The following is a 19,484-nucleotide window of genomic DNA, read 5'->3' as shown; positions in this document are numbered from 1 at the left end:
GACTCAATGTCAGGTTACACAACATGTCATCACTCAATGTTAAGCAGGAAAAAGATTCGGAATTTACTGGCTATCCGTTAGCGCCGTCAAACAGTAATGAAATTGATTTGTTAAGCCTTGTTGATGTTTTATGGCGGGCGAAAAATCGCATTATTGCGACTGTTTTTGCGTTTGCGCTGGCAGGTATTCTGCTGTCCTTTATTCTGCCGCAGAAATGGACCAGTCGGGCGATTGTCACCCCGGCAGAGGCCGTACAGTGGCAGGAAGTGGAAAAAACGCTGACCACATTGCGTGTGCTGAACCTCGACATTAATTTGCAGCGAGATGCCGTCTTTACGCTTTTCATTAAGAAGTTCAGCTCAACATCGCTGCTGGATGAATATCTTCGCGCCTCCCCGTATGTGATGGATCAATTAAAAGGGGCGGATATTGATGAAATGGAACTGCATCGGGCGATTGTTGCGCTCAGTGAAAAGATGAACGCGGTGGATACCAACGCCGGTAAGAAAAACGAGACGTCGTTATTTACCTCGTGGACATTGAGTTTTACTGCGCCAACGAAAGAAGAGGCGCAGAAGGTGCTGGCCGGCTATATCCAGTATGTGTCGGACATCGTCGTGAAAGAGACGCTGGAGAATATTCGTAACCAGCTGGACACCAGAACGCATTTTGAGAAAGAAAAACTGGCGATGGACCGGGTGAGATTGCGCAACCAGCTTGATGCGAACATTCAGCGACTCAATTATTCCCTGGAGATTGCCAACGCCGCCGGGATTAAGAAGCCAGTCTACAGTAATGGTCAGGCGGTAAAAGACGACCCGGATTTCTCTATTTCTCTGGGCGCCGACGGTATTGCGCAAAAATTGCAAATTGAAAAGTCCGTCACGGACGTTGCGGAAATTAACGCTGAAATACGCAATCGCCAGTATTACGTAGAGCAACTGACCGCGATGAATATCAATGATGTGAAATTTATGCCGTTTAAATATCAGCTATCGCCTTCGCTGCCAGTGAAAAAAGACGGCCCGGGCAAAGCGTTGATCGTGATTCTGGCTGCGTTGCTGGGTGGTATGATCGCGTGCGGCGGTGTTCTGCTGCGTCATGCCATGCTGTCCCGTAAACTGGATGATGCGATTCAACTGGAAGAACGGTTAGTCTAAGCGCCATCCGGCAAATCGCCCGGTGGCGCTGTCGCTGACCGGGCCTGTATTGTTAACCATCAGCTATTGAGATTACTTCGGGCGACCCAGCGGTACAACCAGCGGCGTTCCGGCGATCGGATCGTCGATGATCGTGCAACGTAATCCATAAATTTTCTCAATAAGATCCGCTGTCACAATCTCCTTTGGCGCTCCCTCTGCGACGATCTTGCCTTCACGTAACGCGATTAAATGCGTGGCGTACCGGCAGGCCTGGTTAAGGTCGTGCAGAACCGCAGCGAGGGTGTAACCTTTCTCGCGATTCAGCTCGCTCAACAGCTCCAGCAGATCGATCTGGTGGCTGATATCCAGCCAGGTCGTCGGTTCATCCAGCAACATGATGGACGTTTCCTGCGCCAGCACCATGGCTATCCATGCTCGCTGCCGCTGCCCGCCGGAAAGCGTGTCCACGCTTTGCGTCGCCAGGTGGGTAATCCCCGTGGCGCGCATCGCACCGGCGACGGCGTCTTCGTCTTCTTTGCGCCAGCGGGTAAACAAAGGCTGATGCGGATAGCGGCCCCGGGCAACCAGCTCCTGTACGGTGATATCGCCCGGCGTGGTGGCGTTTTGCGCCAGCAGGCCAATTCGTCGCGCCACCTCTTTACTGGCGTAGTGCTGAATATGCTCGCCGTCGAGCCAGACGTGGCCATGTACGGGCGACATCAGACGGCTTAGCGTACGCAATAACGTTGATTTGCCGCAGCCATTCGGCCCAATAATGGCAGTGAAGTGACCATCCGGGATAGAAACATTCAGATTTTCCGCGACGGTATACTTGCCATAACCCAGCGTTAACTGGTCGCCACGCAAACGGGCTACTGATTCGGTCATTTTTTGCGGGACTCCTGAATTAACAAGACGATAAGGTAAATACCGCCGAGGCTTACGGTGACAACGCCTACCGGAAGCTGGTAAGGCATAAACAATTGTTGGGCGCACAGGTCGGCGGCCAGCAGCAATAGCGCGCCGCACAATGCGGACTGGGTTAACCCCCAGCGTGCCGTGCCGCTAAGGCGCCGCGCGATGTGCGGCGCAACCAGCGCAATGAAAGAGATCGGGCCTGCGAGCGCCGTCGCGGCGGCGGTCAGCACCACGGCGACCAGCATCATCATTAACCGGGAACGTTCAACGCTGACGCCAAGCGCGCAGGCGCTGTCATCACCCATTTCCAGCAAGCGCAGACGGCGTACCAGCAATGCGGCACACGCCAGCATCAGAACGATCAGCGGTGCCGAGGGCCACGTTTTGGCCCAGGTCAGTCCGTTGAGCGACCCGGCGTTCCACAATCCGGCGGAGAGGGCCGTTTCTAACGACGCCTGTAACAGCAGCCAGGTGTTGAACGCCACCAGCATGGCGCGCACGCCGATGCCGATAATAATCAGCCGGAAGGTCTCAATGCCGTTGCGCCAGGCAAGCAGCCAGACGATCAGCGAGGTGAGAATCCCGCCAGCCATTGCCGCCATCGCGATCGCCGTCAGGTTCTGGCCAAACAGCACCATTGCCACCAGCACGCCGCTCCAGGCCCCGGTGTTAAAACCCATTACGTCCGGGCTACCCAGCGGGTTGCGCATCAACGACTGAAAAATCGCGCCGCTGACGCCCAACGCGGCGCCAATCAGTAGCGCCATCAGCACGCGAGGCAGACGCCATTCGGTCACCACAAGGGTAATGCTGCGCGGGGCGTCTCCCAGCAACGCATTGATGATTTGCGAGACTTCCAGCGTAACGGCGCCGCTGCGCAGGCTCCACAAGCCGACAGCGATACAGCCGAGCACCAGCAGCAGACAACTTATGATCAGGCGGCGGGAAAGGTGCATCATACGGCACCTCCGCGCTGCTTGCGCCGCACGAGGAAAATAAGCACTGGCGCGCCGAGAAAGGCGCTGACAACCGAAACGCGCAATTCACCGGGAACGATGAGTCGCCCGATAATATCGGCAAACAGCAGCAGGGTCGGGGTCGCCAGCAACGTGACCGGCAGCGACCAGCGGTGATCCGCCCCCACCAGCCAGCGGGCCATGTGCGGCATCATCAGACCGATAAACGCGATGGGGCCAACAACCGCCGTCGCGCTGCCGCATAACACGGTAATCACCAGCAGGCCGATGAGCTGGGTACGCGCCACTTTGCTGCCCAGCGCGGTGGCAGTATCGCTACCGAGACTCAGGCTGTTCAGCGCGCGGCTGAGAAACAGCGCGGTAGCACCGGCAATCAACACCGGCACGACAATAACCTTGAGCGTTTGCAGACTGCGAATGTCCAGCGAGCCGGCCTGCCAGAAACGGAGCTGATCGTACACATCCGGGTTCAGCAACGCGATACCGTTGGAAAGCCCCTCCAGCACTGCGCCGAGCGCGACACCCGCCAGCGTGAGGCGAACCGGGCTTAACTGCCCGGCGCCTTGGCTGCCGGTAAAGGCGACAATCAGCGAGGCGACCAGCGCCCCGGCAAATGCCATCAGCAACTGTTCCTGCGGAGAGGAAAAACCAAACAGCGCCGCGCCGAGTACGATCGCGAAACTGGCGCCGGAATTGACGCCGAGAATGCCCGGGTCGGCAAGCGGGTTGCGGGTGAGCGTTTGCATTAACGCCCCGGCGAGCCCCAGTGCGCCGCCAGCCAACAGGCCAGCCAGCGTGCGCGGCAATCGCGCGTCCAGCACGATGGTGCAGTCAGCGCTTTGGCAGGTGCCGGTAATTGCTTCAAGTACGACGGACGCAGGCAGTGATTTTGCGCCGATAGCCAGACTTAATGCCGTGGCGAGAATAAGTAATAACAACAAGCCGGGCACGGCGATGGCGCGTGCCACGGAAACAGAGCATGACATATCAACTTCCCTGATAATGATAGTAATTATCGTTATCGATCTTATTCGGTTATGTTAGCATGTGCAGCCATTGAATGGATATTTAAAAAAAGTTCGCATTAAGGCGTTGTAATGAATCGACAATCCTGGCTGCTGAATCTCAGCCTGTTGAAGACGCACCCTGCATTTCGCGCTGTCTTCCTCGCCCGTTTTATCTCTATTGTCTCGCTGGGCCTGCTGGGCGTAGCGGTGCCGGTACAGATCCAGATGATGACCCACTCGACGTGGCAGGTTGGTCTGTCGGTGACGCTGACCGGCAGCGCGATGTTTGTTGGCCTGATGGTCGGCGGCGTGCTGGCGGATCGTTATGAACGTAAAAAGGTGATCCTGCTGGCGCGCGGCACCTGCGGTATTGGCTTTATTGGCCTGTGTCTGAACGCGCTGTTGCCGGAACCTTCGCTGCTGGCAATCTATCTGCTCGGTCTGTGGGATGGCTTTTTTGCCTCGCTGGGGGTCACGGCGCTACTGGCGGCGACGCCTGCGCTGGTAGGGCGAGAAAACCTTATGCAGGCCGGGGCGATTACGATGCTGACGGTGCGTCTGGGATCGGTGATTTCACCGATGCTGGGCGGCGTATTGCTGGCTACCGGCGGCGTGGCCTGGAACTACGGTCTGGCGGCGGCAGGAACATTTATCACGCTGCTGCCGTTGCTGAGCCTTCCGGCGCTCCCGCCGCCGCCGCAACCGCGTGAGCATCCGTTGAAATCGCTGTTGGCGGCGTTCCGTTTCTTGCTCTCCAGCCCGCTCATTGGCGGCATTGCGTTGCTTGGCGGACTTTTGACGATGGCAAGTGCGGTGCGCGTGCTTTATCCGGCGCTGGCGATTAACTGGCACATGTCTGCCGCGCAAATCGGTTTACTTTATGCCGCTATTCCGCTGGGGGCGGCTGTTGGCGCGTTAACCAGCGGGCAACTGGCGCACAGCGTTCGTCCTGGACTGTTGATGCTGGTTTCCACCGTAGGGTCGTTCCTGGCGATTGGGTTGTTTGGGCTGATGCCTGTCTGGCTGCTCGGGGTGATCTGTCTGGCGCTGTTCGGCTGGCTCAGCGCGATTAGCTCGTTACTGCAATACACCCTGTTGCAGACGCAAACGCCGGAAGCCATGCTCGGGCGAATCAACGGCCTGTGGACGGCGCAAAACGTGACCGGCGACGCCATCGGCGCAGCGCTGTTGGGCGGGCTGGGCGCCATGATGACGCCGGTTGCGTCAGCGAGTGTGAGCGGGTTTGGGCTGGTGATCGTTGGGTTGTTGTTAATGCTGCTACTGGGCGAGTTGCGTCGTTTTCGCCAGCCGCCGCCGGTGCCAGATGGCGCACCGCTTTAAAATGCAGGCCGGACAGGGCATTGGCCGCTATCCGGCAAATAAATTAAAACAGCGCGGCGAGACGGTTAAGCAGTAACGTTGCGCTGTAGTAGTCCAGACGGAACGTTTCGGTGCCCAGCGCATAAACGCGCTTGTTTTGTACGGCAGGCAGGTGAGCAAGCAGTGGGTTGGCGTAAATAGCGTCGGCATCTTTGCTGTCACCGGCAAACAGGAACAGCGCTTCGCCGTTCAGACCTGCCGCCAGGTTTTCCCCGCCAAGCTGGATGATGTCATGACGTTTGCCCTGGCTTTTACTGGTTTGCAGTCCGGCAGGGAGGGGCGCCAGCGTAAAGCCTAACTGCTCCATCAGCTTGCCCTGGGCTGAATCCTGCGTCCACAGGTTGGCGCTGTGTGCGGCAGCGGTGTAGACCAGCGCGCTGACCGGTTGCGGCGGTAATGTGAGCTGTTGTTTAACGGTCGCCAGTTGTTTATCGAATTCCGCGATGCGCGCAGCGGCCTGTTTTTCCTGGCCGGTGATCTCGCCCAGTTGCGTCAGCAGAGACTGCCAGCTTTTATCGTCGTAATTGATGATAAGCGTGGGGGCAATAGTAGAAAGCTGATCGTACAGCGCCAGCGCAGAGTCGCCGCCGGTTGCGCTAATCAGAATAAGGTCCGGCATTTGTGCGGCAACGGCTTCAGCGCTTGGTTCGCCGATGTACAGGCGCGCCAGCTTGCGCGCTTTCGCAACGTCGCTCCATTGACGCAGAAATCCCCGATCGTCGGCAAAGCGGTTGTTAGGGGTGGTCGCTCCGCTGGCGACAACGGGAGCATCAATCGCCAGCAGCGAGCCCGTCAGGGTCACGCTGGTAGAGACGATACGTTCAGGTTTATGGTCCAGCGTATGCGTGCCGCGGCTGTCGGTGATCTGGTGCGGCCAGTCAGCGGCATGACCTAAAGAAATTCCTGAAATGAAAAGCCCAACCAGTATCAGGGATGTTCTGCAAAGCAGGGGAAGTCTCACGAATCAGCGTCCTGTTATTAATGGAGTTAATGCTTCTCATTTTCATTGTTAGCGGGAAGGGATGCAAGTCTAAGTCGCACATTGTGCTACCCCAAGAGTTGACATGCTGTCTGTTTACTTTTAGGTTAGCGCCCGAAAATATAAATGATAATCATTATTAAAGCCTTTATCATTTTTGGAGGATGATATGGATACGTCACTGGCCGAGGAAGTTCAGCAGAAAATGGCAACGCTCACCCCCGATCGCTTTTTCTTTATGTCGCCGTATCGCAGCTTTACGACGTCAGGATGCTTCGCCCGTTTCGCTGAACCAGCGGTTGACGGGGATTCGTTAGACAGCCCCTTCCAACAAAAATTACAGCAAGCCTTTGCCGACGCCAGAGCGCAGGGTATCGCAAATCCTGTTATGGTCGGCGCTATCCCCTTTGATACCCGCCAGCCATCCTCGCTGTTCATTCCTGAGTCCTGGCAGACTTTCTCCCGACCGGCAAAGCAACAATCCTCGCGTTACTTTACCGGGCATCAGGCACTGAATGTTGTTGATCGTAAAAGTATCCCTGAACAGGAAACGTTTGAAGCGATGGTGGCGCGCGCGGCAGCGCTGACGGCGACGCCTGAAGTCGACAAAGTGGTTCTGTCACGCCTGATTGATATTACGACCGATGCCACCATTGACAGCGGCAGCGCTGCTGGAGCGGCTGGTGGCGCAGAACCCGGTGAGTTACAACTTCCATGTGCCTCTGGAGGATGGCGGCGTGCTGCTTGGCGCCAGCCCGGAATTGCTGCTGCGTAAAGAGGGCGATCGCTTTAGTTCGCTGCCGTTGGCCGGGTCGGCGCGTCGCCAGCCTGATGATGTGCTGGATCGTGAAGCGGGCAACCGACTGCTGGCTTCTGAAAAAGACAGACACGAACATGAGTTGGTCACTCAGGCCATGAAGACGGTGCTGCGCGACCGCAGCAGTGAATTACAGCTGCCTGCATCTCCACAATTGATCACCACCCCGACGTTATGGCATCTCGGTACGCCGTTCGAAGGTAAGGCGAATGCGGAAGAAAATGCCCTGACGCTGGCGTGTCTGCTGCATCCGACGCCTGCGTTGAGCGGTTTCCCGCATCAGGTGGCGAAAAAATTAATTGCCGAACTGGAGCCGTTCGATCGTGAACTGTTCGGCGGCATCGTCGGCTGGTGTGACGCCGAAGGAAACGGCGAGTGGGTCGTGACGATTCGTTGCGCGAAGCTGCGACAAAACCAGGTTCGCCTGTTCGCGGGCGCCGGGATTGTGCCTGCTTCGTCTCCGGTCGCGGAGTGGCGCGAGACCGGCGTGAAGCTTTCTACTATGTTGAACGTTTTTGGACTGCATTAAGGAGCGATGATGACCATTCCTTTCACCCGTTGGCCGGAGGAGTTTGCCCGCCGCTATCGTGAAAAAGGGTACTGGCAGGATCTGCCGCTGACCGATATCTTAACCCGCCACGCAGACAGCGATAAAACGGCGGTGATTGATGGCGATCGACACCTGAGCTATCGCGAACTGAACCAGGCGGCGGATAATCTGGCCTGTAGCTTGCGTCGTCAGGGGATCAAACCCGGCGAAACCGCGCTGGTGCAACTGGGCAACGTGGCGGAGCTGTATATCACTTTCTTCGCCCTGCTGAAGCTCGGCGTCGCACCGGTTCTGGCGCTGTTCAGCCATCAACGGACGGAACTTAACGCTTACGCAAAGCAAATTGAACCGGCGCTGGTGATTGCTGACCGCCAGCACGCGCTGTTCACCGGGGACGACTTCCTCAATACGTTTATTGCCGAACACAATTCCGTGCGTGTGGTGCTGTTGCTCAACGATGCGGGTGAACACAACCTGCAAACGGCGATTGACCAGCCTGCGGTTGATTTTACCGCCACGCCATCACCTGCCGATGAGGTGGCTTATTTCCAGCTTTCCGGCGGGACAACCGGAACGCCGAAGCTGATCCCGCGCACCCATAATGATTATTACTACAGCGTGCGCCGCAGCAATGAAATTTGCCACTTTACCGAAGCCACGCGTTTCTTATGCGCGATTCCGGCTGCGCATAACTACGCCATGAGTTCGCCGGGATCGCTGGGCGTCTTTCTGGCCCAGGGAACGGTGGTGCTGGCGGCTGACCCGAGCGCTACGCTCTGTTTCCCGTTAATTGAAAAGCATCAGATTAATTCAACGGCGCTGGTGCCGCCTGCGGTGAGCCTGTGGTTGCAGGCGATTCAGGAGTGGGGCAGCAACGCGCAACTGGCCTCGTTGAAACTGTTGCAGGTAGGCGGCGCGCGGCTTTCAGCGACGCTTGCCGCGCGTATTCCGGCGGAAATCGGCTGTCAGTTGCAGCAGGTATTCGGCATGGCGGAAGGACTGGTGAATTACACCCGTCTGGACGACAGCCTGGAGCGCATCATCAATACTCAGGGTTGCCCGATGTGCCCGGACGATGAGGTCTGGGTGGCTGACGCTGACGGCAATCCGCTGCCGCAGGGGGAAACGGGACGCCTGATGACGCGCGGGCCGTACACGTTTCGCGGCTATTTTAAAAGCCCGGAGCATAACGCCAGCGCGTTTGATGCCAACGGCTTTTACTGCTCCGGCGATCTGATCTCCATTGATCCAGATGGCTATATCACCGTGCAGGGACGTGAAAAAGATCAGATCAATCGCGGCGGGGAGAAGATCGCCGCGGAAGAGATTGAAAACCTGTTACTGCGCCACCCGACCGTAATCCATGCCGCGCTGGTCAGCATGGAAGATGAGCTGATGGGGGAAAAAAGCTGCGCCTGGCTGGTGGTGAAAGAGCCGCTGCGCGCGGTACAGGTACGCCGCTTCCTGCGTGAGCAGGGGGTCGCCGAATTCAAATTGCCGGATCGCGTGGAGTGCGTCGAGGCGTTGCCTCTGACCCCGGTCGGTAAAGTCGATAAAAAACAATTACGTCAGTGGCTGGCGTCACGTTCACTGACCTGAAGGAGAAAGAGAGATGGCAATTCCGAAATTGCAGGCGTACGCGCTGCCTGGCGCGCTCGATATTCCGCCCAATAAAGTGAACTGGGCCTTTGAACCTGAACGCGCAGCGCTGTTGATCCACGATATGCAGGATTATTTTGTCAGCTTCTGGGGCGACAACTGCCCAATGATGAAACAGGTGATCGCGAATATCGCCGCCCTGCGTCAGTACTGCAAAGAGCACAACATTCCGGTCTATTACACCGCTCAGCCGAAAGATCAGAGCGATGAAGATCGCGCCCTGTTGAATGATATGTGGGGGCCGGGCCTGACGCGTTCTCCCGAGCAGCAAAAGATTGTCGATGCGCTGGCGCCGGACGAGGCGGACACCGTGCTGGTGAAATGGCGTTACAGCGCGTTTCACCGTTCGCCGCTGGAGCAGATGTTAAAAGAAACCGGGCGTAATCAGCTGATTATCACGGGGGTGTATGCGCACATTGGCTGTATGACCACGGCGACCGACGCTTTCATGCGCGATATCAAGCCGTTTATGGTGGCGGATGCGCTGGCCGATTTCAGCCGTGAAGAACATGTGATGTCGCTTAACTATGTTGCCGGTCGCTCCGGTCGCGTGGTGATGACGCAGGAACTGCTGCCGACGCCGGTTCCGGCGAGCAAAGCAGAGCTGCGGGCGCTGATCCTGCCGCTGCTGGATGAATCCGACGAGCCGCTGGATGATGAAAACCTGATTGATTACGGGCTGGACTCTGTACGTATGATGGCGCTGGCGGCTCGCTGGCGTAAAGTGCATGGCGATATCGACTTCGTGATGCTGGCGAAAAACCCGACGATTGATGCCTGGTGGACGCTGCTTTCCCGTGAGGTGAAGTGATGGCCGGATTGGATTTTAACGGCAAAACCGTCTGGGTGACCGGCGCGGGAAAAGGGATTGGTTATACCACGGCGCTGGCATTTGTTGCGGCTGGCGCGCAGGTGACGGGATTCGATCGCGAGTTCACGCAGGATGCGTATCCCTTTGCGACCGAAGTGCTGGATGTCGCAGACGCCGCGCAGGTCGCGCAGGTTTGCCAGCGCGTGCTGGCGCAAACCGAACGGCTGGATGTGCTGGTGAATGCCGCCGGGATTTTACGGATGGGGGCGACCGATGCGCTAAGCGCTGAGGACTGGCAGCAGACGTTCGCCGTCAACGTCGGCGGCGCGTTTAACCTCTTCCAGCAAACGATGGCGCAATTTCGTCAGCAGCAGGGCGGGGCGATTGTTACCGTCGCGTCTGATGCGGCGCACACGCCGCGCATTGGCATGAGCGCCTATGGCGCGTCCAAAGCGGCGCTGAAAAGCCTGGCGCTGACCGTTGGGCTGGAGCTGGCGGGCAGCGGCGTTCGCTGTAACGTTGTCTCTCCGGGATCTACCGATACCGATATGCAGCGCACGCTGTGGGTGAGCGATGATGCGGAACAACAGCGTATTCGTGGCTTTGGCGAGCAGTTTAAGCTTGGCATTCCGCTGGGAAAAATCGCGCGTCCGCAGGAAATCGCGAATACCATTTTGTTCCTCGCATCCGATCTGGCCAGCCACATTACGCTACAGGACATTGTGGTTGACGGCGGCTCAACCCTGGGAGCGTAACGATGATCTGGAAACGCCATTTAACGATTGATGAGCTGAACGCCACCAGTCTGAACACGATGGTGGCGCATCTGGCGATCGTCTATACCCGTCTGGGCGATGACGTGCTGGAGGCGGAAATGCCCGTCGACGCGCGAACGCATCAGCCTTTCGGTCTGTTACACGGCGGCGCTTCGGCGGCGCTGGCGGAGACCCTGGGGTCAATGGCCGGGTATCTGATGACCCGTGACGGCCAGTGCGTGGTGGGAACCGAGCTGAATGCCACGCATCATCGCGCCGTGTCGCAGGGGAAGGTGCGCGGCGTTTGCCAGCCGCTGCATCTGGGCCGGCAAAGCCAGAGCTGGGAAATTGTGATTTTTGACGAACAGGGACGACGTTGCTGTACCTGCCGCCTGGGGACGGCGGTGATGGGCTAGGCCCAACAAAATGCAATGATGTTGCAGCGTTGACCGGCCAATGAAGTGATCCAGTTAACAATGCAATGTAAATAATCAGTTTTATAGCGTTGTCAGGTTGTTAAAACCAGCAGAGGTGTTATAGAAACAAAATGTAACATCTCTCTGGAACACAACACGCAAACGGACAACAACTATGAACAAATCAGGGAAATACCTCGTCTGGACATTGCTCTCCGTTATGGGAGCATTTGCCCTGGGATATATTGCGTTAAACCGTGGGGAACAGATCAACGCGCTATGGATCGTCGTGGCGTCAGTTTGTGTCTACCTCATTGCCTACCGTTTTTATGGTCTGTATATCGCCAAAAATGTGCTGGCGGTTGACCCGACGCGCATGACGCCTGCGGTGCGTCATAACGATGGTCTGGACTACGTACCTACCGATAAGAAAGTGCTGTTCGGTCACCATTTTGCGGCGATTGCCGGGGCAGGGCCGTTGGTTGGGCCGGTGCTGGCGGCGCAGATGGGGTATCTGCCCGGTATGATCTGGCTGCTTGCCGGGGTTGTGCTGGCAGGCGCGGTGCAGGACTTTATGGTGCTGTTTGTTTCTACCCGTCGTGACGGTCGTTCGCTGGGTGAACTGGTTAAAGAAGAGATGGGCCCAACGGCTGGTGTGATCGCGCTGGTGGCCTGTTTCATGATCATGGTGATTATCCTTGCGGTACTGGCGATGATCGTCGTGAAAGCCCTGACCCACAGCCCGTGGGGGACGTACACCGTTGCGTTCACCATTCCGTTGGCCATTTTTATGGGCGTCTACCTGCGTTACCTGCGTCCGGGACGTATTGGCGAGGTGTCTGTTATTGGCCTGGTGTTCCTTGTCTTTGCCATCATCTCCGGTGGCTGGGTGGCGGAAAGTCCAACCTGGGCGCCGTATTTTGACTTTACCGGCGTACAGTTAACCTGGATGCTGGTGGGCTACGGCTTTGTGGCGGCGGTTCTGCCGGTATGGCTGCTGCTGGCGCCGCGTGATTACCTCTCAACCTTCCTGAAGATTGGTACGATTGTCGGTCTGGCCGTCGGCATTCTGATTATGCGTCCGACGCTGACGATGCCTGCGCTGACCAAATTTGTGGATGGCACCGGCCCGGTGTGGACCGGTAACCTGTTCCCGTTCTTGTTCATCACCATTGCCTGTGGCGCGGTGTCTGGCTTCCATGCGCTGATCTCTTCCGGCACCACGCCGAAGATGCTGGCGAACGAAGGGCAGGCCTGCTTTATCGGCTACGGCGGGATGTTGATGGAATCCTTTGTGGCGATTATGGCGCTGGTTTCCGCATGTATCATCGATCCGGGCGTTTACTTCGCCATGAACAGCCCAATGGCCGTACTGGCGCCAGCCGGAACCGCTGATGTGGTTGCTTCTGCTGCGCAGGTGGTCAGTAGCTGGGGCTTTGCGATTACGCCTGATACGCTGCATCAGATTGCCAACGAAGTGGGCGAACAATCCATTATTTCTCGTGCCGGTGGCGCGCCAACGCTGGCGGTGGGGATGGCCTACATCCTGCACGGCGCGCTGGGCGGTATGATGGATGTGGCGTTCTGGTATCACTTCGCGATTCTGTTTGAAGCCCTGTTCATTCTGACGGCGGTTGATGCCGGTACGCGTGCGGCGCGCTTTATGTTGCAGGATCTGCTGGGCGTGGTCTCTCCGGGTCTGAAACGTACGGATTCACTGCCTGCGAACCTGTTAGCGACGGCGCTGTGCGTGCTGGCGTGGGGATACTTCCTGCACCAGGGCGTGGTGGACCCGTTAGGAGGGATCAACACTCTGTGGCCGCTGTTTGGTATCGCGAACCAGATGCTGGCGGGTATGGCGCTGATGCTCTGCGCGGTTGTACTGTTCAAGATGAAACGTCAGCGTTACGCATGGGTGGCGCTGGTGCCTACCGCCTGGCTGCTGATTTGTACGCTGACCGCAGGCTGGCAGAAAGCGTTTAGCCCGGATACCAAAATTGGTTTCCTGGCGATCGCCAATAAATTCCAGGCGATGATCGACAGTGGCGATATTCCTGCGCAGTACACGCAGTCTCAGCTGGCGCAACTGGTGTTCAACAACCGTCTGGATGCCGGTCTGACCATCTTCTTCATGGTGGTGGTGGTGGTTCTGGCTCTGTTCTCAATCAAAACTGCGCTGGCAGCGCTGAAAGAGGACAAACCGACGGCGAAAGAAACGCCGTATGAAGCCATGCCGGAAAACGTTGAAGAGATTGTGGCGCAGGCGAAAGGCGCGCACTAATTTTTAAATAAGCGGCCCTCTTCTTAACGGGAGAGGGCATTTGCGTCACAGGTGGTAACGATGTTTGATACGCTTTCTAAGGCCGGGAAATATCTGGGTCAGGCGGCAAAACTGATGATTGGCGTGCCGGACTATGACAACTACGTTGAGCATATGCGCGTGACGCACCCGGATCAGACGCCAATGACTTACGAAGAATTTTTTCGTGAGCGGCAGGATGCGCGTTATGGCGGGAAAGGCGGCGCACGTTGCTGCTGATGTTTTGTGTTGCCCGGTGGCGCTACGTACAGGGTATTTTGTAGGCCGGATAAGGCGCAGCCGCCATCCGGCAAGCCGCCGCTAAACCGTAAACGACTCTACCTTTTCAAACGCGGCGCGTAATGTGGCTGGCGTTAACGTCACCGGCAGAAAGTGGATGGATTCAACCGGGCGCAGGGTGTGGGCAATCACGTTATCAATCTCCGCCTGGTTCTGGATATCGACATCCAGCGCCGCCAGCGTAGTGGGCAGACTAAAGCGCTGATAAGCGGCGACAAGCTGCGCCAGTACCTCATCCTGACCCAGCAATGCGCTTTGCACCAGAATGCCATAGGCCACTTTGGTGCCGTGCAGAAACTTCTCGGTTTGCGGCAATACGGTGAGCCCATTATGGACGGCGTGTGCCGCCGCCACACGGGTATAACGCTCGCCAAGACCGCCGACCATGCCGCCCCCGGCAATAATCGCATCCACCACATCGCGAAATGCCTGGGTGAGTTCTCCACGCTCTTTGTCCGCCAGCGCCTGTTCGCTGCTCTCCAGTAGCACATCACGGATCGCCAGCGCGCCGTTAATGCCCAGACGCACGGTAAGCGGTAAGGTTTCTGGCTGTGGCGCTAATACAACGGCTTCGTACCATTTTGCCAGCGTGTCGCCGATGCCGGCCAGCAGATAGGCCTCTGGCGCGCGGAGAATGATTTCCGGTTCTACCAGCACCAGATAATTGGCGTCGTCAAAAATTTCAAAGTGCAGCGCCTGACCGGCATCGTTGTACCAGACCGACAGCGGTGTCCAGGCCGCGCAGGTGGCCGCGATAGTCGGGATCGCCACGAAGGGGAGTTGTAGCCGACGGGCAAGGGCTTTGGCGGTATCAAGCAGCGTACCGCCGCCGATACCGATCACTACGCGGCGGTCGTCGCCTGCTTTCGCGGCCAGTTGTTTCACATCGCTTTCGCTGCAATGGCCGGTAAACGGCAGGTGTCTGGCTCCCGGAAGATCAAACGCATCCGGCAGGTAAGGGCGGGCGGCGGCAATCGCACGTTCGCCATACACCCATACTGCGGCGGAGAGTTGCCCGGCGCTGAAAAAATCCTTCAGTCTGGAGAGGCTGCCGGTATGGGAAAAGTAGTTAGCCGGGCCGGTAACGACGCGGATGTCAGTGTTGCTCATGGTGTGTTGTCCTTGTGGCTGCGCTGTCCGGGAGTTGTTTTTATTTAGACGTCTAAGCGTCTTGATTGCCAAATGCTAACATCGTGTTATAGTGGTTTCAACATCGACATCACCCTCGGGTATGATAACTATGAGTAATAACCCACTGATTCCGCAAAGCAAACTGCCTAATTTAGGCACCACAATCTTTACACAAATGAGCGCCCTGGCGCAGGAGCATCAGGCGATTAACCTGTCGCAGGGATTTCCTGATTTCGATGGCCCGCGCTATCTACAGGAACGTCTGGCCTGGCATGTTGCACAAGGGGCGAATCAATATGCGCCGATGACCGGCGTGCCTGCATTACGCGAAGCCATTGCGGAAAAAACGGCGGCGTTATACGGCTATAAGGCTGATGCCGGGAGCGAGGTGACGGTAACGGCGGGGGCAACGGAAGCGTTGTATGCCGCCATCGCCGCGTTGGTTCGTGCGGGAGATGAGGTGATCTGCTTCGATCCCAGCTATGACAGCTACGCGCCAGCCGTTGAACTGTCCGGCGGCGTGCTGAAACGTCTGGCGCTTCAGCCGCCGCAGTTTCGCGTTGACTGGCAGGTATTTGCTGCGTTACTGAGCGAACGTACCCGGCTGGTGATCCTCAATACGCCGCATAACCCGAGCGCGACCGTCTGGCGCAAAGCCGACTTTGAAGCGCTGTGGCAGGCGATTGGCGATCGCGAAATCTATGTATTAAGCGATGAAGTGTATGAGCATATCTGCTTTGCGCCAGAAGGCCATGCCAGCGTACTGGCGCATCCGCAGCTACGTGAGCGTGCTGTCGCGGTCTCGTCATTCGGTAAAACCTTTCATATGACCGGCTGGAAGGTGGGGTACTGCGTAGCGCCAGCGGCGATCAGCGCGGAATTGCGTAAAGTGCATCAGTATCTGACGTTCTGCGTCAACACACCGGCGCAACTGGCGCTGGCCGATATGCTGCGTGCTGAACCGGAACATTACCGCGATTTACCCGCATTTTACCGGAAGAAGCGTGACGTTCTGGTTAATGCCCTGCGTGACAGTCGTCTGGAAATCCTGCCCTGCGAAGGCACCTATTTTCTGCTGGTGGATTACAGTGCGGTATCAGACCTCAATGACGTGGATTTCTGCCAGTGGCTGACCCGGGAAATCGGCGTTGCGGCGATTCCGCTGTCGGTATTTTGCGCCGATCCTTTCCCACATAAACTCATCCGTTTATGTTTTGCCAAGCAGGAATCCACGCTGCTGGCGGCCGCAGAACGCCTGTGTAAATTGTAATTACTTTACGGTCCAGGCTTTGGAGAATCGACGGTCGGCAAAGAGTTCCTGTAGGCCGTTGATTTGTTTCAGACGCAGGACTTCATCTTTATCCATGCCCAGCTCTTTTCCGATTCGCGTCTCGTCCCAGCCCAACAGGGAGAGTTCTCGCACAATTTCCGACATCGCGTGAATCTGATGACGGCCACGGGCGCGGTTGTGACGAATGGTCGCCGCAATTCGTTCATGGCGATTGCGTTCCAGACAGGTGACGGGAAGATAGCCTTTTAACTTTGAGCGTAATGTGGATTTCCCTTTACCGAGTTCGTGACGGTGAAAGCCATCCACGATTTCATATTTTTCTGCCGCCGTTTCTGCAACGACAATAGGCTGTGTGAAGCCATCTACCTCAATAGACTTCAGCAGGAGCCTTTTCTCCGGGGGCGCCACATTGTTTGGGTTGTAATCATTAGGCTCGATTTGTTCGTTTTTTACCCATTGCACGCAGTCTACCGGCTGATCGCGAAAGGGGCTGACGCGGTGGATCGCCATCCTGAATTCGTTGATTGCCGCAATTCTCTCTTCTTCGTTCAGCGTGGAGAGAAAGTCGGTTATTTGTTGGGTGAGTCGCTGTTGCATAAAATCCCCCATTCTTTGCGCTTTGCTTTCATGCGTTCATTGTAGCGCTGGTAGTGTTTAGGCTTTGTCGGGCTGAATGAGAGCGCCCGACACCAGTAATCATTGTTCAATAGCACCTTGCAGATACGTCGCCATGAGGGGATATCTTTGGAGCCGATATCGCCTTCCTGCGTTTGTGGAATGTTCTCCATTCCTTTCTTTTTATACCATTGCAGGTAGACCGCGATTTTGTTGCGGTAATGCTCGGCGCTCTGTTCCGGCATGCTGTCCAACAGCAGCATGGCGTAGCTTTGCCAGCTATGGTGCTCGGGTTTCAGTATTTTTCGATGGCCGTAAAAATGGTTATCCTGGCCTGCATATATCCCTCCGCTGCGCACGCCGCTTACCCTGGCGCACATTGCTGCCCAGCGTTCGGGTTCAATGACATGATAGAGCCACAATCCCTGACGTTGCTCCGGGCCGAAAGGTTCGCAGATGCGCATATACCGGAGCGGCACGTTGGCCTGGTACATCAGGTTATAAAGCGGGTTGCAAGGCTGCTTCGTTTTTGCGAACCATGTCCAGATGTCTGCCGTTTTCCAGTCATACATCGGGTAAATATACCAGGTGTGCCCGCCCTGAGCGGCGGTCGTCCAGGGTTTGTCGTCCGCAAAACGCTGTTTGCTCAGGGAGGCGATAGCGACAAACCGATTGTAAGACTCGTCAGCGCGGATGCCGATCAGCATCGCCGCAGGACGCTTTTCTGAAAACCACTCGGCAAAGTCGCGAACAAATTGTTCGAAGGTCATGCCTGGCTGATAAAAAGGAAAGTAAGCCGGATCGGTAATGGCGTCGGCAGGCGGTTGACGCACCCATTCGGCATTCGGGTCCCAGCATTGCCATTCGGGTTGGTATTGCGACAGCGAATTTTGTGTGGTGAGCGGCAGGGCAACCCAGTAAAAATGTTCAATGACATCGGAATATTGTTCGCGTAATGACTGAACATAGTCAATTGTGCAGGAGAATTGCACTTCCCAGTCAATAAATAATACGCAGATCTTCTTCTTTAACTTACGCGCGATTCCGGCGGTAAGGTGCAGCATCAACCCTGAGTCTTTCCCCCCGGAAAATGACACGCAAATACGCGGTAAGGTGGTGAGTGTCCATGTAATGCGCTCTTCCGCAGCTTCCAAAACATTTTGGTCAAGTGGGATTTTATAAACAGACATAATGAGTTCATACCTGAACGGAAAATGGCTATGTGTAGAATACAGAAAAATAATTATATATATTATATGATATAATCAACAAAATGTGCAAGGTTTAAAAAAGCATCCAAAACTTAAATTAATTTTATATTAATTATTTTAATTTTGAATGCTTGTGCCGGCGATGGCCCCGTATGCTTTCGTTTCAGCTATTTTCCGTCATTTTGTTAATGATACTCGTAAAACCTTTGTTATTCAGTGACGTTCGATTATATACCAGGTATAACTGAACTGAAGGTAAATCCTGATCAATATTAACCCGTTGCAGTTTAAGGGTGGAGTGAAAGAAGTCATATATGACTTCAGGAACGATGCCAATTATGTTGGTTTCAGCAATAGTATTAATGATTGCAACCATCGAGTCACTGCGAAACCCAATTTTCCGGCTGGCAAGAAGGGAGTTGACCAGCGACTGGTATTCTTTAACGCCTGGCTCCTCTCCCTGGTATGAGGTAAACGGTTCTTCGAGTATTTGCGCTAATGTACTGGCGTCACTGATTCTGGGGTGATCGGCACGACACACCAGTACGCTTTTGATTGTTTTAAAAGGCGTACAGACAACCGAATGGTTGTTCAGCGGCGTGGTGGTGATCACCATGTCCGCCTTGCGGTATGCCAGCAGGTCTTCTGCTGATTCCGCAGACATCAGGATATCATGATGCTCAATTTCAACGGAAGAATCTTCCATAATAAAATTAATCAGCTTTATTACGTTCATTGCAGTAAGTAGCTGAGGGCTGTAAATGATAAATTTTTTCTTAAGGCTGGAACTATGCATAATATTAATTGTTTGTTCCAGACTATTGAGGTTTTCCTCAAGATGATGATGCAGATTTATACCGGTGACGGTCGGCGTGATGCCTTTTCCTGAACGAATAAATAAAGGATCGTTGAATTGAGTTCGTAATCGTTGCAGAGATTGACTCACGGCTGACGGGGTGATGTACAGCGTTTCCGCCGCTTTACTAATGCTTAAATTCTGGTAGATACACTCAAAAATAATCAGCAAGTTGAGATCGAATTTTTTGAGATCGTAGAGATTAGCCATGTTTTTTTCTTCCTGTTTTGTGACTATTGTCATAACTATATTTGCTATAGTTATGCAACACATCCAATGCTTTACAATAGTGATGTTTGCTAAGCTTAAATTCTCTTTCAATAATACTAAAATAGCATAGCTCAGAATATCTTTGCGAGCGATTTATAAT

Annotated in this window: 17 protein-coding genes and 1 pseudogene; 10 read left to right on the top strand and 8 right to left on the bottom strand. The window is 55.5% G+C overall.

Translation table 11 applies throughout. The features are described 5' to 3' along the window. Nucleotides 1–23: 23 nt before the first annotated feature. Entirely contained in the window at nucleotides 24–1,160 is a 1,137-nt protein-coding gene (gene wzz(fepE) / locus OGV50_RS18605; protein ID WP_286488701.1) for an LPS O-antigen length regulator Wzz(fepE), read from the top strand. Nucleotides 1,161–1,232: 72 nt separating this feature from the next. On the opposite strand, the gene fepC is transcribed toward wzz(fepE), so the two are convergent. The 3 genes from fepC to fepD are packed head-to-tail and all read right to left on the bottom strand — an operon-like array spanning nucleotide 1,233 to nucleotide 4,023. Then, nucleotides 1,233–2,030 carry an iron-enterobactin ABC transporter ATP-binding protein gene (gene fepC / locus OGV50_RS18600; RefSeq protein ID WP_047458235.1) on the bottom strand — a complete coding sequence of 266 codons (798 nt, stop codon included), beginning with the start codon at nucleotides 2,028–2,030 and terminating at the stop codon, nucleotides 1,233–1,235. Continuing rightward, complete coding sequence (fepG, locus tag OGV50_RS18595) at nucleotides 2,027–3,019, bottom strand: iron-enterobactin ABC transporter permease (RefSeq protein ID WP_012133400.1); 993 nt, start codon at nucleotides 3,017–3,019, stop codon at nucleotides 2,027–2,029. The genes fepC and fepG overlap by 4 nt, the downstream gene beginning before the upstream one ends. After that, a complete protein-coding gene (gene fepD / locus OGV50_RS18590; protein WP_012133399.1) occupies nucleotides 3,016–4,023 on the bottom strand; it encodes a Fe(3+)-siderophore ABC transporter permease in 1,008 nt (335 codons plus the stop codon). The genes fepG and fepD overlap by 4 nt, the downstream gene beginning before the upstream one ends. Nucleotides 4,024–4,134: 111 nt before the next feature. On the opposite strand from fepD, the gene entS reads away from it, so the two are divergent. Beyond that, entirely contained in the window at nucleotides 4,135–5,385 is a 1,251-nt protein-coding gene (gene entS / locus OGV50_RS18585) for an enterobactin transporter EntS (protein WP_104868940.1), read from the top strand. 43 nt (nucleotides 5,386–5,428) lie between these two features. Here entS and fepB read toward each other — a convergent pair whose 3' ends face one another. Next, nucleotides 5,429–6,385, bottom strand: coding sequence for a Fe2+-enterobactin ABC transporter substrate-binding protein (gene fepB, locus OGV50_RS18580; protein ID WP_286488700.1), 957 nt, complete (start codon nucleotides 6,383–6,385; stop codon nucleotides 5,429–5,431). A gap of 187 nt (nucleotides 6,386–6,572) precedes the next feature. Here fepB and entC point away from each other — a divergent pair. The 7 genes and pseudogenes from entC (at nucleotide 6,573) to OGV50_RS18545 (ending at nucleotide 13,950) form a co-directional block, all read left to right on the top strand. Beyond that, nucleotides 6,573–7,749, top strand: a pseudogene (gene entC / locus OGV50_RS18575) (isochorismate synthase EntC). 9 nt (nucleotides 7,750–7,758) lie between these two features. After that, nucleotides 7,759–9,369 (top strand): (2,3-dihydroxybenzoyl)adenylate synthase EntE, encoded by a 1,611-nt coding sequence (gene entE, locus OGV50_RS18570; RefSeq protein WP_286488699.1) that lies wholly within the window; start codon nucleotides 7,759–7,761, stop codon nucleotides 9,367–9,369. A gap of 13 nt (nucleotides 9,370–9,382) precedes the next feature. Then, nucleotides 9,383–10,240, top strand: a complete 858-nt coding sequence (locus OGV50_RS18565; RefSeq protein ID WP_012133394.1) for an isochorismatase — start codon at nucleotides 9,383–9,385, stop codon at nucleotides 10,238–10,240. Next, on the top strand, nucleotides 10,240–10,995 hold the full coding sequence (gene entA / locus OGV50_RS18560; protein ID WP_012133393.1) for a 2,3-dihydro-2,3-dihydroxybenzoate dehydrogenase EntA: 756 nt from the start codon (nucleotides 10,240–10,242) through the stop codon (nucleotides 10,993–10,995). Before OGV50_RS18565 ends, entA begins: the two co-directional genes overlap by 1 nt. 2 nt (nucleotides 10,996–10,997) lie before the next feature. Next, nucleotides 10,998–11,411 (top strand): proofreading thioesterase EntH, encoded by a 414-nt coding sequence (gene entH / locus OGV50_RS18555; protein WP_200091985.1) that lies wholly within the window; start codon nucleotides 10,998–11,000, stop codon nucleotides 11,409–11,411. A 175-nt stretch (nucleotides 11,412–11,586) separates the two neighbouring features. Next, complete coding sequence (gene cstA, locus OGV50_RS18550) at nucleotides 11,587–13,692, top strand: pyruvate/proton symporter CstA (RefSeq protein WP_012133391.1); 2,106 nt, start codon at nucleotides 11,587–11,589, stop codon at nucleotides 13,690–13,692. A gap of 60 nt (nucleotides 13,693–13,752) precedes the next feature. After that, nucleotides 13,753–13,950 (top strand): YbdD/YjiX family protein, encoded by a 198-nt coding sequence (locus tag OGV50_RS18545; RefSeq protein WP_012133390.1) that lies wholly within the window; start codon nucleotides 13,753–13,755, stop codon nucleotides 13,948–13,950. An 81-nt stretch (nucleotides 13,951–14,031) separates the two neighbouring features. Here OGV50_RS18545 and OGV50_RS18540 read toward each other — a convergent pair whose 3' ends face one another. Continuing rightward, entirely contained in the window at nucleotides 14,032–15,120 is a 1,089-nt protein-coding gene (locus tag OGV50_RS18540) for an oxidoreductase (RefSeq protein WP_071259780.1), read from the bottom strand. 130 nt (nucleotides 15,121–15,250) lie between these two features. On the opposite strand from OGV50_RS18540, the gene OGV50_RS18535 reads away from it, so the two are divergent. After that, nucleotides 15,251–16,411, top strand: coding sequence for a pyridoxal phosphate-dependent aminotransferase (locus OGV50_RS18535; RefSeq protein ID WP_200091987.1), 1,161 nt, complete (start codon nucleotides 15,251–15,253; stop codon nucleotides 16,409–16,411). On the opposite strand, the gene OGV50_RS18530 is transcribed toward OGV50_RS18535, so the two are convergent. The 3 genes from OGV50_RS18530 to citR form a co-directional block, all read right to left on the bottom strand. Then, complete coding sequence (locus OGV50_RS18530; RefSeq protein WP_012133386.1) at nucleotides 16,412–17,029, bottom strand: IbrB-like domain-containing protein; 618 nt, start codon at nucleotides 17,027–17,029, stop codon at nucleotides 16,412–16,414. Next, entirely contained in the window at nucleotides 17,002–18,237 is a 1,236-nt protein-coding gene (locus tag OGV50_RS18525) for a phosphoadenosine phosphosulfate reductase (RefSeq protein ID WP_012133385.1), read from the bottom strand. Before OGV50_RS18525 ends, OGV50_RS18530 begins: the two co-directional genes overlap by 28 nt. A gap of 184 nt (nucleotides 18,238–18,421) precedes the next feature. Next, the gene (gene citR, locus OGV50_RS18520) at nucleotides 18,422–19,324 is read right to left on the bottom strand and encodes a DNA-binding transcriptional repressor CitR (RefSeq protein ID WP_049011612.1); all 903 of its coding nucleotides are present in this window, start codon (nucleotides 19,322–19,324) and stop codon (nucleotides 18,422–18,424) included. Nucleotides 19,325–19,484 lie beyond the last annotated feature (160 nt).

The sequence above is a fragment of the Citrobacter sp. CK180 genome (assembly GCF_030333655.1).
GTDB classification, from domain to species: domain Bacteria; phylum Pseudomonadota; class Gammaproteobacteria; order Enterobacterales; family Enterobacteriaceae; genus Citrobacter_B; species Citrobacter_B koseri.
The sequence above is the reverse complement of the archived record's forward strand: the minus strand, read 5'-3'. Positions and strand labels throughout refer to the sequence as shown.